Annotated in this window: 7 protein-coding genes; 2 read left to right on the top strand and 5 right to left on the bottom strand. The window is 60.6% G+C overall.

Annotated features, from left to right (window positions below; genetic code table 11):
• Positions 1 to 85: 85 nt before the first annotated feature.
• The 3 genes from zapE to ACZ3HH_RS29035 form a co-directional block, all read right to left on the bottom strand.
• A complete protein-coding gene (zapE, locus tag ACZ3HH_RS29045) occupies positions 86 to 1,180 on the bottom strand; it encodes a cell division protein ZapE (protein WP_465809905.1) in 1,095 nt (364 codons plus the stop codon).
• Between the two features lie 90 nt (positions 1,181 to 1,270).
• The gene (locus tag ACZ3HH_RS29040) at positions 1,271 to 2,626 is read right to left on the bottom strand and encodes a tryptophan--tRNA ligase (protein WP_465809903.1); all 1,356 of its coding nucleotides are present in this window, start codon (positions 2,624 to 2,626) and stop codon (positions 1,271 to 1,273) included.
• 24 nt (positions 2,627 to 2,650) lie between these two features.
• Positions 2,651 to 3,295 (bottom strand): alpha/beta hydrolase, encoded by a 645-nt coding sequence (locus tag ACZ3HH_RS29035; protein ID WP_465809901.1) that lies wholly within the window; start codon positions 3,293 to 3,295, stop codon positions 2,651 to 2,653.
• A gap of 145 nt (positions 3,296 to 3,440) precedes the next feature.
• Between ACZ3HH_RS29035 and ACZ3HH_RS29030 the strand changes: the two genes are divergently transcribed.
• Positions 3,441 to 3,875: a Z-ring associated ZapG family protein gene (locus ACZ3HH_RS29030; RefSeq protein WP_258617053.1), complete on the top strand. Its 435-nt coding sequence runs from the start codon at positions 3,441 to 3,443 to the stop codon at positions 3,873 to 3,875.
• A 259-nt stretch (positions 3,876 to 4,134) separates the two neighbouring features.
• On the opposite strand, the gene ACZ3HH_RS29025 is transcribed toward ACZ3HH_RS29030, so the two are convergent.
• Positions 4,135 to 4,860, bottom strand: coding sequence for a YiaD family glycine zipper/OmpA-like lipoprotein (locus tag ACZ3HH_RS29025; RefSeq protein WP_367372897.1), 726 nt, complete (start codon positions 4,858 to 4,860; stop codon positions 4,135 to 4,137).
• Between the two features lie 115 nt (positions 4,861 to 4,975).
• Positions 4,976 to 5,620 (bottom strand): MBL fold metallo-hydrolase, encoded by a 645-nt coding sequence (locus tag ACZ3HH_RS29020; protein ID WP_465809898.1) that lies wholly within the window; start codon positions 5,618 to 5,620, stop codon positions 4,976 to 4,978.
• Positions 5,621 to 5,835: 215 nt separating this feature from the next.
• Between ACZ3HH_RS29020 and ACZ3HH_RS29015 the strand changes: the two genes are divergently transcribed.
• Positions 5,836 to 14,814, top strand: a complete 8,979-nt coding sequence (locus ACZ3HH_RS29015) for a M10 family metallopeptidase C-terminal domain-containing protein (protein ID WP_465809896.1) — start codon at positions 5,836 to 5,838, stop codon at positions 14,812 to 14,814.
• The last annotated feature ends 31 nt before the right edge of the window (positions 14,815 to 14,845 follow it).

Here is a 14,845-nt window from a genome sequence, read left to right as displayed (position 1 = left end):
ATACAAAACGCCCGATGCGGTGCATCGGGCGTTTTGAGACTGAAACAGGTGTAAACCTATTTCAGGACTAGACATTTCGAACTGTCTACGGCTTATGCGCCCGGGCCAGGAACTCGTGTGACTGCATTTCCAACAAGCGGCTAAGCGTGCGCTGGAACTCGAAATTCAGGCGACCGCCGGTGTAGAGGTCTTTGAGTTCGACTTCCGCAGAAATAATCAGCTTCACGTTACGGTCGTAGAACTCGTCGACCATGTTGATAAAGCGTCGGGCAATGTCGTCGGTGGTGACGCTCATCTGCTCGACATTGCTGAGCAACACGGCGTGGAAGATTTTACCCAGTTCGATGTAATCGTTCTGGCTGCGTGGGCCGTCGCAGAGTTCGCGGAAGTCGAACCAGGCCACGTCATCGCAAGTGCGCACGGCACGGATTTCACGGTTCTCGATCACCAGCACGTCGTTCTCGATGGCTGCCGTGCATTCCGGCGTCAGGGCCCGGAAGCTCTTGCGCAGGCTTTCCTGGGCAGCGTCATCCAGCGGGAAGTGGAACAGCTCCGCTTGCTCGAGGTGGCGCAGACGGTAATCGACGCCACTGTCGACGTTGACGATCTCGGTGTTCTGCTTGATCAGCGCAATGGCCGGCAGGAAACGCGCACGTTGCAGGCCGTCCTTGTACAAACCGTCCGGCACGATGTTCGACGTTGCGACCAGGGTCACGCCGTTCTTGAACAACTCTTCCATCAGCGTGCCAAGGATCATCGCATCGGTGATGTCGGAGACGAAGAACTCATCGAAACAAATCACTCGCGACTCGTCGGAGAAACGCTTGGCGATGATGGTCAGCGGGTTTTTCTCGCCGCCCAGGGTCTTCATCTCTTCATGCACGCGCTTCATGAAGCGGTGGAAGTGAGTGCGAGTCTTTTCCTTGAACGGCAGCGCTTCGAAGAAGGTGTCGACCAGGTAAGTCTTGCCGCGACCCACGCCGCCCCAGAAGTACAGGCCCTTGACCGGCACCTGGTCTTTCTTGCCAAACAGTTTGCCGAGCAGGCCCGGTTTGTTCTGCGAGGCCGCGACCAGATCGTCGTACAGACGCTGCAAATGACGCACCGCCGTTTCCTGGGCAGCATCGTGGAAGAATTCCGGGCGTTTCAGATCAGCTTGATATCGTTCTAGGGGCGTCATAATTCGTTAGCAAGGCAACAAAAACGGGCCGTCACTGTAGCGACGGCCCGTGGGAATGGCAATCGGCCCTTGGTCGGACCGAGCCGTTGATTATTCCTGAACCGGTGTCAGCGCAACGCGCAAAGCACCGATGGCAGCATCGCGAGCAGCGCTGTCGGCGAAAGCCGGGCTGTCGGCAACGCACTCGCCTTCCAGCCAGACGCTGAAGCTCAGGTCTTCGCTGCGCACATCCAAGGCTTGACCGGATTGCAGTTGCTTGGTCACTTGCCCTGCGGTTTTACCGTCGGCGAAGTTGCGCGACAGCAACAGTTGCTCGCCATCGGCCGCCAGCAGACGGAAGCGGAAACTGCCGTCGTCTTCACGGAAGCTGACGAAGCGCGCGGCTTTCGCGGCTTTCTTCTTGGTGGTCGCTGCGACTTGGGTCTGAGCGACGAAAGAACGCAGGCCGACCGCCTCACGCAGTTCGTGGAGGAACGGCGTCGCCACCGAACGGGCCTTTTGGGCGCCGATTTGCAGCATGTCTTCCAGGTCCGCCGGGCGTTCGATCAGCTGGTGATAACGCTCGCGAGATTCGCCCAATTCGCTGTCGAGCAGTTGGAACAGACGATTCTTCGCCTCGCCCCAACCCAGGCCCTGGAGCAATTCGCTGCGGAATTCGTCGGATTGTGCCGGCGTAGCGAAAGCCTGGAACAAGGTGAACAGGTGCGAATTGTCCGGATCCTTGGCTTCGCCCGGGGCACGGGAGTCGGTGACGATCCGCGAAATCGCGTCTTTCATCTCTTTGGCGCTGCTGAACAACGGAATGGTGTTGTCGTAGCTCTTCGACATCTTGCGACCGTCGAGGCCCGGCAAGGTGGCGACGCTTTCCTCGATTAGCGCTTCGGGCATGGTGAAGAACTCTTTGCCCTGGCCGAACAAGTGATTGAAGCGCTGGCCGATGTCCCGGGCCATTTCCACGTGCTGGATCTGGTCACGACCGACCGGCACCTTGTGGGCGTTGAACATCAGAATGTCCGCCGCCATCAACACCGGGTAGCTGTACAAGCCCATGGTGATGCCGGCATCCGGGTCTTCGCCGGTTTCGACGTTCTTGTCCACCGAGGCCTTGTAGGCATGGGCGCGGTTGAGCAGGCCCTTGGCGGCCACGCAGGTCAGCAGCCAGGTCAGTTCAGGGATTTCCGGGATGTCGGACTGGCGATAGAACGTCACGCGGTCCACGTCCAGGCCACCGGCCAGCCAGGTCGCGGCGATTTCCAGACGCGAGCGCTGGATGCGCAGCGGGTCATCGCATTTGATCAGGGCGTGGTAGTCGGCCAGGAAGTAGAACGAATCGGCATTGCTGTCACGGCTGGCGACGATCGCCGGACGGATAGCGCCGGCGTAGTTGCCCAGGTGCGGCGTGCCGGTGGTGGTGATGCCGGTGAGGATACGGGTACGAGTCGTCATGGGTAATCGCTTGTCAGACTGCAATCAATTCGAAAGACGCGGCAGGATCAGATCCTTGAGATCGGTCAGCTTGCCATGAAAAAAGTGTCCGCATTCTGCCACTTTCAGCAGCTCATGGGGGCGATCGAGTGCGTCGGACCAGTCGTAAACGAGCTGTGGATCGATGACTTCGTCGGTTTCTGGCTGGATCAGGGTCAATGTGCCTTGTTGCGGCAGTTGATCCTGTTCGCCCAGACGCATGACGGCGGGCGCGACCATGAACAAATGTTTGAGTTGCTCACCCTTGGCTTCCAGGCGTCCGCCGAGACTTGCTGCAACAAATCCACCGAAGGAGAAACCGAACAGGGTCAGGGGCACGTCAGGATGTTTGGCCCGCAGCCACTCGGCCGCCGCCTGGGCATCGTCGACTTCGCCCGTGCCCATGTCGTGTGAGCCTTCACTGGCACCGACGCCACGGTAGTTGAAACGCAAAGTAATCAAACCGGCGTCGCGCGCGGTGCGCTGCAAGGTCGAGACGACTTTGTTGAGCATGGTGCCGCCCTGCACCGGGTTGGGGTGGCAGATCAGCGCCAGGCCGCGTGGCTGCTCGTTATCCGGCCCCTCGCTATTTAAGTACAGGGCTTCCAGTTGGCCGACCGGGCCATCAATCACTACAGGGGTTTCGCGCATAAGCAAGGAAGGAACTCCGTGACCTCGAATCGGGTCGACTCGTCTAGCCAATTGTCTGTGCCAATTCTATTGCGAGTGAATCGCGGTATACAGCGCAGGTTCGAGCCGTTAACGTAAAGCAAAGCCGTTTATAGAGGAAGGACTCGTGGAACACTCGCTCTTAGTTTGGTTGTTGCCGACTCTTGCCCTGGTTGTGGGTGTCGCCATTGGATTCCTGATCGCTCGCCTGGTGCCGAATGCCGCGCCTAACCGCACGCAACGTCAGCTGGACGACATTCAGGAACGTTTCGACAGTTATCAGAACGAAGTGGTCACCCACTTCAACAGCACTGCAACACTGGTCAAGAAACTGACTCAGAGCTATCAGGAAGTGCAGGACCATCTCGCCGAGGGCGCCAATCGTCTGGCCCTGGACGAGCAGACTCGCCAACGCTTGCTGGCGGCCCTGCACGCCGACGCGGCGCAGTCTCCACGGGAACGCCTGACGCCACCGCGCGATCAGGAACCGCCTCGCGACTACGCCCCTAAAATGCCGAACGCGCCGGGCATGCTCGATGAGCATTACGGCCTGAAGAAGTAATCAGGTTTCGCGCGACACAAAAAGCCCTCGGATGAGTGATCGTCCGAGGGCTTTTTTGTTGCTGATCCGATATCTCTGGTGTCTGTCAGGGCCTCATCGCGGGCAAGCCCGCTCCCACATTAGACCGAGTTGCTGAATCGGTACGCGGTCACCTGTGGGAGCGAGCCTGCTCGCGATAGAGCCTGAACAGACAACAAAAAAAAGCCCGACCTGTTGAGGATCGGGCGGGCTTTTGTACGCCTGGGGTTCAGTCAGGCTGTTACTGATACTGCTGAACAGGCTGGCCCTGCTGCTGATATTCCTGACCCGGAATCGGCTTCAGGTTGACCTCGACGCGACGGTTCTGCGCCCGGCCATTCACATCACCGTTGCTGGCAATCGGGTTATCCGGCCCGGCACCACGCGCCGACAGGTTGGTGCCGCTGACACCCTGAGAGGTCAGGTAAGTCGCCACACTCTGGGCACGACGCTGGGACAGGTCCATGTTGTGCTGACGGCTGCCGGTGCTGTCGGTGTAGCCGACGATCTCGATCTGGTTCTGGTTGAACTCCTTGAGCGAGCCCGCCAAATTGTTCAGCGGCTGGTAGAAGCCCGACGCGATATTCGCCGAATCGGTGGCGAATGTGATGTTGCCCGGCATGATCAGCTTGATCTGATCGCCTTGGCGCTGCACTTCAACCCCAGTGTTGGCCATGCTGGCCCGCAATTTTTTCTCCTGCTGGTCGGCGTAGTAACCGTAACCGGCGGCAGAAGCCCCCACCACGGCGGCGCCAATCAGCGCGCCCTTGCCACGGTTATCGTGACTGATGGCAGCACCGGCCAGCGCACCGGCCAAGGCGCCGAGGCCACCGTATTTGGCGGTTTTGCTCATGCCCGTAGAACCGCTATCAGCCTGACCCTGGTTGTCATAAGGGTTCTGCGATGCGCAACCGGACAACAAAGCCACAGCAGTAGCGACAATAATCAAACGACGCGAGGTGAACATGGAGAGCTCCTACTTTTTTTGCATTCTGTGGTGCAGCGGACTTAAGCAATGAACCTTTGCGGGCGTTGGATCATGGCCAACGCCAAAAATTCCGTCGTGCCTTACAACGACAACATCAGGCTCGCACAAAAGGGTTACCGCGCATTTCATCGCCCAGACAGGTGTCCGGACCATGCCCGGTCACCACCGTCGCCTCTTCGTCGAGGGTATACAACCGTTGCTTGATCGAACGCACGAGAGTCGCCTGATCGCCTCCCCATAAATCCGTGCGCCCTACCCCGCGCTTGAACAACGTGTCACCGGCAATCAGCAGCTTAGCCTCTGAAAACCAAAAGCTCATGGAACCGGGTGTATGACCCGGCGTGTGCAACGCCACGCCACACCCGCAAGCCAGCTCTTCATCGTCGGCCAGCCAGCGATCTGGTGATGGCACTGGGGTGTAAGGCACACCGAACATCTGGCACTGCATTTCCAGGTTGTCCCAGAGAAATTGATCTTCTTTATGCAGGTGCAGGGTCGCGCCGGTCTTTTCCTTCAACTGGCCGGATGCCAGAAAGTGATCGAGGTGGGCGTGGGTGTGGATGATGCTGACCACCTTCAGGCCCAAGGCGTCGAGGCGAGCAAGGATCAGTTCGTGGTTGCCGCCCGGGTCGACCACAATGGCTTTTTTGGTGATCGGGTCGCCGATGATTGTGCAGTTGCACTGCAACGGCCCGACAGGGAAGGTTTCGCGGATGAGCGTTGGGGTCGGAACGTTCATGGGAGGTCCTGATCAGTCAATTTCGAACAGAATACCAGCGCGTATTCCTCAAGACTCAATGGCACACGCCGACACAGATTTGCCAGCCAGTTTTCTGACGCCATTAATAAAAAAATAGTGGCTACGTGATATCAATTGACGCTGGCTCTGGTGCAAAATCGCTGTCTTGTAGCGACCACATACAGGGCGGTCGCAGCCCTCTCAGGATATTTAGAATGTCGTCTCCGCTTGGTTACGTTTTAACAAAGCCATCTGTTCTGACCGGTAACCAACAAGTCGACAGCCTGGTCTACGGCACCTCTTGGCTGAGCCCGGACTTTGGCGCAGACATCTTCGCGACACGGCTGACCTATAGTTTCGTCACTCCCGGCCAATCGTATTTCTCTGCCAAATACAGCTTAAAAAATGAATTCCTGAACAGCTTCGCTCTGACATCGGCCCAACAAAACGCCGTAACCGATGCGCTTGGCGCCTGGAGCGCCGTGGCAAACGTCAAGTTCACTCTGGTCAGTGACAACATCAACACTGTGGGCGACTTGCGATTCGGCGGCTATTGGGACATGGACGACGACGCCGCTGCCTGGGCCTACTTCCCCGACCGGACACCGCTGGCCGGGGATGTATGGATCAGCCCGGATACGAACAACCCTTCCCCCGTCAAAGGCACCTACGACTTCATGACGTTCGTGCATGAAATCGGTCATGCCCTGGGCCTCAAACATCCATTCGAGTCGAGCCTATCCAACAGTACGCTGATCTCGCCCCTGCTCGATGATACGCATTACACGATCATGAGCTACAACAATGCGTACTCCTATCAGCCGACGACACCGATGCTGCTGGATATTCTCGCTATCCAGAAAATTTACGGTGCCAATATGCTTTGGCAAACCGGCAACAACGTCTATAGCTGGGCACCAGATCAATCCGTGTTCGAAACCATCTGGGATGCCGGCGGCAACGATACAATCGATGCCAGCAACCAGCTGGCGGCCGTAAGGCTGAACCTGAATGAGGGCGAATTCAGCAACATCGGCAGGGCATTCGTCGACATTGCAAATCTGGAACTGATCAATGACGGGCTGGCGATTGCCTTTGGCGCCAAAATCGAAAATGCCACCGGTTCGGCCTTTGACGATGAGCTGATCGGTAATGCGCTGGGTAACGTTCTCGATGGCGGCGCCGGCCAAGACGTCATGATTGGCGGTGCAGGCAACGATGTTTACGTTGTGGATAATGCTGATGACGTGGTGGTGGAAACCAGCACCTCGCTGACCGAAATCGACACGGTCATGTCGTCCATCAGCTACACCCTGGGCAGCAACCTCGAGAACCTGACCCTCACCGGCGGCGACCACCTCGACGGTACCGGTAATGCGCTGAGCAACCGCCTGACCGGTAACAGCGGCAACAACGTTCTGGACGGTGGCCTCGGTGCCGACGTGATGATCGGCGGCTCCGGCAACGACACCTACATCGTCGACAATCTCAAGGATACGGTCACCGAAACCAGCACCCTGGCGAGCGAAATCGACACCGTGCGCTCCTCGCTCAGCTGGACCCTGGGCGCCAACCTGGAAAACCTCACCCTCACCGGCAGCGACAACCTCACCGGCGTCGGCAACACCCAGAACAACGTGCTGACCGGCAACAGCGGCAACAACATCCTCAACGGAGGCGCGGGCCTGGACACACTGATCGGCGGTGCCGGCAACGACACCTATGTCCTCGACCAGGCCGGCGAACTGGCGCTATTGCAGGATGACGTTGATCAAGGCCACGACCTGCTGTACATCAACTACACATCGACTCCGGCCACCAATACCGTCGACCTCAGCCAAAGTAACCTGCAAAACGTCGAAGATGTCACCGTCACCGGCCTCGGCGACTTCACCGTGATCGGCAACGACCTGAACAACATCCTGATAGGCAACAACTACGACAACACCCTGCTGGGCGGGGCCGGCAACGACTGGCTGGATGGTTGGGCCGGGGCTGACAAGCTCATTGGCGGCAGTGGCGATGACACCTATGTCATCTTCAACAATGGCGTACAAGTCACCGAACTGGCTGATGAAGGCCATGACCTGATCAAGACAGCAGTGAGCTACTTTTTGGAAGCCAACGTCGAGGATGGCGAGCTGCTCGGATCTGCAGCGCTGAGCCTCACAGGTAATGGACTCGATAACAGTCTCACCGGCAACGCCGCCGCCAACGTCCTCGATGGCAAGGCCGGCGCCGACACCCTGGACGGCGGTGCCGGCAACGACACCTACTACGTCGACAACCTCGGCGACACGGTGATCGAACGCGGCACCTCGCTGAGCGAAATCGACACGGTCATGTCGTCCGTCAGCTACACCCTGGGCAGCAACCTCGAGAACCTGACCCTTACCAACTTACACGACCTGAATGCTACCGGTAATGCCCTGAATAACCGCCTCGTCGGTAACTTCGGCGACAACACCCTGGACGGAGGCCTTGGCGCCGACGTCATGATCGACGACCGCGGCAGCGACACCTACATCGTCGACAACCTCAAGGACGTGGTCATTGAGACCGGCTTCTCGCTGTGGGATATCGACACCGTACGCTCCTCGGTGAGCTGGACCCTGGGCGCCAACCTGGAAAACCTTACCCTGACCGGCAGCGACAACCTCAACGGTGTCGGCAACACCCAGAACAACGTGCTGACCGGCAACAGCGGCAACAACGTGCTCAACGGCGGGGCCGGACTGGATCGGATGATTGGTGGCACCGGCGACGACACCTACGTCCTGGACCAGGCCGGCGAACTGGCGCAGCTGCAGGAAACGGCCGGCCAAGGTCGCGATCTGCTGAACATCACCTACGCCTCAACCCCAACCACCAGCACCATCGACCTCAGTCAAACCAGCCTGCAGAACGTCGAAAACGTCACCGTCACCGGCCTCGGTGCCTTCACCGTGGTCGGCAACGACCTGAACAACACCCTGCTCGGCAACACCTACGTCAACACCCTGCAAGGCGGGGCCGGCAACGACTGGCTGGATGGCGGCGTCGGCAACGACACCCTCAGCGGCGGGACTGGCGACGACACCTACGTCATCGACAACGCCGCCGACAAGGTCATTGAACTGGCCGACGAAGGCCGCGACCTGATCCGCACGGCGGTGAGCTACACCCTCTCGGCCAACGTCGAAGACGGCGTGCTGCTCGGCGCCGCCGCGTTGAACCTCACGGGCAACGAACTGGACAACAGCCTCACCGGCAACGCCGCCGCCAACCTCCTCGACGGCAAGGCCGGGGCCGACACCCTGGACGGTGGCGCCGGCAACGACACCTACCTCGTCGACAACCTCGGCGACACAGTGATCGAACGCGGCACCTCGCTGGCCGAGATCGACACGGTGTTGTCGTCGATCAGCTACACCCTGGGCAGCAACCTCGAGAACCTGACCCTCACCGGCACTGACCACCTCGACGCCACCGGCAACGCCCTGGGCAATCGCCTGACCGGGAACAGCGGCAACAACGTTCTGGACGGTGGAACCGGTGCCGACGTGATGATCGGCGGCAGCGGCAATGACACCTACATCGTCGACAACCTCAAGGACACGGTCACCGAGACCAGCACCCTGGCCAGCGAAATCGACACCGTGCGCGCCTCGGTCAACTGGACCCTGGGCGCCAACCTGGAAAATCTCACCCTGACCGGCAGCGACAACCTCAACGGCGTCGGCAACACCCAGAACAACGTGCTGACCGGTAATAGCGGCAACAACGTGCTCAACGGTGGCGCGGGTCTGGACACGCTGATCGGCGGCGCTGGCGATGACACCTACGTCCTCGACCAGGCCGGCGAACTGGCGCTGCTGCAAGAAACGGCCGATCAGGGCCGCGATCTGCTGAACATCACCTACACCTCGACCCTGGCCACCAGCACCGTCGACCTGAATCAAAGCAGTCTGCAAAACGTCGAAAACGTCACCCTCACCGGCCTCGGCGCCTTCACCGTGGTCGGCAATGACCTGAACAACACCCTGCTCGGCAACGCCTACGTCAACACCCTGCAAGGCGGGGCCGGCAACGACTGGCTGGATGGCGGCGTGGGCGCCGACACCCTCAGCGGCGGGGCTGGTGACGATACTTACGTCATCGATAACGCCGCCGACAAGGTCATTGAACTGGCCGATGAAGGCCGCGACCTGATCCGTACCGCAATGAGCTACACCCTCTTGGCCAATGTCGAAGATGGCCTATTACTGGGTGCAGCGGCACTTAATTTGACCGGTAACGAACTAGACAACAGCCTCACCGGCAACGCCGCCGCCAACCTCCTCGACGGCAAGGCCGGGGCCGACACCCTGGACGGCGGCGCCGGCAACGACACCTACCTCGTCGACAATGTCGGCGACACCGTGATCGAACGCGGCACCTCGCTGAGCGAGATCGATACCGTCCTGTCGTCCATCAGCTACACCCTGGGCAGCAACCTTGAGGTCCTGAGCCTCACCGGCACTGACCACCTCGACGCCACCGGCAACGCCCTGGGCAATCGCTTGACCGGGAACAGTGGCAACAACGTTCTGGACGGTGGAACCGGTGCCGACGTGATGATCGGCGGCAGCGGCAACGACACCTACATCGTCGACAACCTCAAGGACACGGTCACCGAGACCAGCACCCTGGCCAGCGAAATCGACACCGTACGCGCCTCGGTCAGCTGGACCCTGAGTGCCAACGTGGAAAACCTCACCCTCACCGGCAGCGACAACCTCAACGGTGTCGGCAACACCCAGAACAACGTGCTGACCGGCAATAGCGGGAACAACGTGCTCAACGGTGGCGCGGGTCTGGACACGCTGATCGGCGGTGCCGGCGATGATACCTACGTCCTCGATCAGGCTGGCGAACTGGCACTGCTGCAGGAAACGGCCGATCAGGGCCGCGACCTGCTGAACATCACCTACGCCTCGACCTTGGCCACCAGCACCGTCGACCTGAATCAAAGCAGTCTGCAAAACGTCGAAAACGTCACCCTCACCGGCCTCGGTGCCTTCACCGTGGTCGGCAACGAGCTGAACAACACCCTGCTCGGCAACGCCTACGTCAACACCCTGCAAGGCGGGGCCGGCAACGACTGGCTGGATGGCGGCGTGGGCGCCGACACCCTCAGCGGCGGGACTGGCGACGATACTTACGTCATCGATAACGCCGCCGACAAGGTCATTGAACTGGCCGATGAAGGCCGCGACCTGATCCGCACGGCGGTGAGCTACACCCTCTCGACCAACGTCGAAGACGGCGTGCTGCTCGGCGCCGCCGCGTTGAACCTCACGGGCAACGAACTCGACAACAGCCTCACCGGCAACGCCGCCGCCAACCTCCTCGACGGCAAGGCCGGGGCCGACACCCTGGACGGCGGCGCCGGCAACGACACCTACCTCGTCGACAATGTCGGCGACACCGTGATCGAACGCGGCACCTCGCTGAGCGAGATCGATACCGTCCTGTCGTCCATCAGCTACACCCTGGGCAGCAACCTCGAGGTCCTGAGCCTCACCGGCACCGAGCACCTCGACGCCACCGGCAACGCCCTGGGCAATCGCCTGACCGGGAACAGCGGCAACAACGTTCTGGACGGTGGAACCGGTGCCGACGTGATGATCGGCGGCAGCGGCAACGACACCTACATCGTCGATAACCTCAAGGACACGGTCACCGAGACCAGCACCCTGGCCAGCGAAATCGACACCGTACGCGCCTCGGTGAACTGGACCCTGGGCGCCAACCTGGAAAATCTCACCCTCACCGGCAGCGACAACCTCAACGGTGTCGGCAACACCCAGAACAACACCCTGCTTGGCAACGCCGGCAACAACGTACTCAACGGCGGGGCCGGACTGGATCGGATGAGCGGCGGCGCTGGCGATGACACCTACGTCCTCGACCAGGCCGGCGAACTGGCGCTGCTGCAAGAAACGGCCGATCAGGGTCGCGATCTGCTGAACATTGCCTACGCCTCGACCCTGACCACCAGCACCGTCGACCTCAGTCAAACCAGCCTGCAGAACGTCGAAAACGTCACCGTCACCGGCCTCGGCGCCTTCACCGTGATCGGCAACGACCTGAACAACACCTTGATCGGCAACGCCTACGTCAACACCCTGCAAGGCGGGGCCGGCAACGACTGGCTGGATGGCGGCGTCGGCAACGACACCCTCAGCGGCGGGACTGGCGACGACACCTACGTCATCGACAACGCCGCCGACAAGGTCACTGAACTGGCCGACGAAGGCCGCGACCTGATCCGCACGATGGTGAGCTACACCCTCTCGGCCAACGTCGAAGACAGCGTGCTGCTCGGCGTCGCCGCGTTGAACCTCACGGGTAACGAACTCGACAACAGCTTCACCGGCAACGCCGCTGCCAACATCCTCGACGGCAAGGCCGGGGCCGACACCCTGGACGGTGGCGCCGGCAACGACACCTACCTCGTCGACAACCTCGGCGACACAGTGATCGAACGCGGCACCTCGCTGGCCGAGATCGACACGGTGTTGTCGTCGATCAGCTACACCCTGGGCAGCAACCTCGAGAACCTGACCCTCACCGGCACCGAGCACCTCGACGCCACCGGCAACGCCCTGGGCAATCGCCTGACCGGGAACAGCGGCAACAACGTTCTGGACGGTGGAACCGGTGCCGACGTGATGATCGGCGGCAGCGGCAACGACACCTACATCGTCGACAACCTCAAGGACACGGTCACCGAGACCAGCACCCAGGCCAGCGAAATCGACACCGTGCGCGCCTCGGTCAACTGGACCCTGGGCGCCAACCTGGAAAATCTCACCCTCACCGGCAGTGACAACCTCAACGGCGTCGGCAACACCCAGAACAACACCCTGCTTGGCAACGCCGGCAACAACGTACTCAACGGCGGGGCCGGACTGGATCGGATGAGCGGCGGCGCTGGCGACGACACCTACGTCCTCGATCAGGCCGGCGAACTGGCGCTGCTGCAGGAAACGGCCGATCAGGGCCGCGACCTGCTGAACATCACCTACACCTCGACCCTCACTACCAGCACCGTCGACCTCAGCCAAAGCAGCCTGCAAAACATCGAAAACGTCACCCTCACCGGCCTCGGCGCCTTCACCGTGGTCGGCAATGAGCTGAACAACACCCTGCTCGGCAACGCCTACGTCAACACCCTGCAAGGCGGGGCCGGCAACGACTGGCTGGATGGCGGCGTGGGCGCCGACATCCTCAGCGGCGGGACTGGCGACGATACTTACGTCATCGATAACGCCGCCGACAAGGTCATTGAACTGGCCGATGAAGGCCACGACCTGATCAGGACGGCGGTGAGCTACACCCTCTCGGCCAACGTCGAAGATGGCGTGCTGCTCGGCGCCACCGCGTTGAACCTCACGGGCAACGAACTCGACAACAGCCTGACCGGCAACGCCGCCGCCAACCTCCTCGACGGCAAGGCTGGCGCCGATACCCTGGACGGTGGCCTCGGCGCCGACCTGATGATCGGCGGCAGCGGCAACGACACCTACATCGTCGACAACCTCAAGGATACGGTCACCGAGACCAGCACCCTGGCAAGCGAAATCGACACCGTGCGGGCCTCGGTCAGCTGGACCCTCGGTGCCAACCTGGAAAATCTCATCCTTACCGGCAGCGACAACCTTACCGGTGTCGGCAACACTCTGGACAACGTGCTGACCGGCAACAGCGGTCACAACGTGCTCAACGGTGGTGCGGGGTTGGACACACTGATCGGCGGTGCCGGCGACGACACCTACGTCCTCGACCAGGCCGGCGAACTGGCGCTGCTGCAGGAAACTGCCGACCAGGGTCGCGACCTCCTGAACATCACCTACGCCTCGACCCTCACCACCAGCACCGTCGACCTCAGTCAAAGCAACCTGCAGAACGTCGAGAACGTCACCCTCACCGGCCTCGGTGCCTTCACCGTTATCGGCAACGACCTGAACAACACCCTGCTCGGCAATGCCTACGTCAACGATTTGCAAGGCGGGGGCGGCAACGACTGGCTGGATGGCGGCGTGGGCGCTGACATCCTCAGCGGCGGCAGTGGTGATGACACCTATGTCATTACCGATAACGCCGCTAATGTCACCGAACTGGCGGACGAAGGCCACGACCTGATCCGCACGACGGTGAGCTATATCCTGTCGGCCAACGTCGAAGACAGCGTACTGCTCGGCGCCGCCGCGTTGAACCTCACGGGTAATGAACTCGACAACAGCCTGACCGGCAACGCCGCCGCCAACATCCTCGACGGCAAGACTGGCGCCGACACCCTGGACGGCGGGGCCGGCAACGACACCTACCTCGTCGACAATATCGGCGACACGGTGATCGAACGCGGCACCTCGCTGACCGAGATCGACACGGTCATGTCGTCCATCAACTACACCTTGGGCGGCAACCTCGAGAACCTGACCCTCACCGGCACTGACCACCTCGATGCTACCGGCAACGCGCTGAACAACCGTCTGATCGGCAACTCCGGCGATAACGTTCTGGATGGTGGAGCCGGCGCCGACGTGATGATCGGCGGCAGCGGCAACGACACCTACATCGTCGACAACCTCAAGGACGCGATCACCGAGACCAGCATTCTGGTATCTGAAGTCGACACCGTAAGCTCCTCGCAGAGCTGGACCCTCGGTACCAACCTGGAAAACCTCACCCTCACCGGCAGCAATAACCTCAACGGTGCCGGCAACACCCTGAATAACGTGCTGACCGGCAATAGCGGCAATAACCTGCTCAATGGAGGAGCGGGCAACGACCTGCTCGACGGTGGTGCGGGCAATGACTTACTGGTGGGAGGTCTGGGTGCAGACACCCTCACGGGCGGCGCTGGTGCCGACCGGTTTGTCTTCAATTTGCTCAGCGAGCTGGGCAAAGGGCTAAACAGTGACGTTGTCATCGACTTCAGCAGCCTGCAAGGCGACAAGATCGATCTGTCGAAACTCGATTCCAATATCCTCACCACTGCGTTCAACGCCTTTACCTTCGTTGACTCGAATGCGTTCACAGGAGCAGGGCAACTGCGTTTCGAAGATCATGTGCTGTACGGCAACGTCAATGGCACGCTGGGGGCGGACTTCGAAATCCATCTGGTAGGCGTCGACACCTTTAGTGCCAACGATCTGGTGGCGTGACAACGGCAATACCATGAAAAACGCCCCGACT

The sequence above is a fragment of the Pseudomonas sp. PME37.24/025 genome (assembly GCF_055556615.1).
The sequence above is the reverse complement of the archived record's forward strand: the minus strand, read 5'-3'. Positions and strand labels throughout refer to the sequence as shown.